This window comes from Alkalicoccobacillus porphyridii, from assembly GCF_007293315.1.
Classification (GTDB): Bacteria; Bacillota; Bacilli; order Bacillales; family Bacillaceae_D; genus Alkalicoccobacillus; species Alkalicoccobacillus porphyridii.
On sequence record NZ_VLXZ01000146.1, the window covers coordinates 1 to 291 of the forward strand.

Below are 291 nucleotides of genomic sequence, written 5' to 3' on the forward strand. Positions count from 1 at the left end.
TTTCATGAAAGTTTCGAGCGCCTCGCGGACAACTTTGGTATACGCCGCTTTATCCCAGTCAGCACGCCCTACGCCGATAATCCGGGTGTCCGGGTTGAGCTGACCGGCTTTTTCCAGTTGATACAGGGAAGGCAGCAATTTACGACGCGCAAGGTCGCCTTTCGCGCCGAAAATGACCAGGTCACAGGCCTGGGCTGTTTGCGTTACCGCCATGTCATTCTCCTTAAGTTAACTAACCCGGTACTTAAGCCAGGGTATACTTGTAATTTTCTTACGGTGCACTGTACTGCT

At 51.9% G+C, this 291-nt stretch carries 1 pseudogene; it reads right to left on the reverse strand.

Features of this window, described 5'->3' with window-relative positions:
• Positions 1-213 (reverse strand): annotated as a pseudogene (locus tag FN960_RS23845) (glucose-6-phosphate dehydrogenase); the annotation flags it as partial.
• Positions 214-291: the final 78 nt, after the last annotated feature.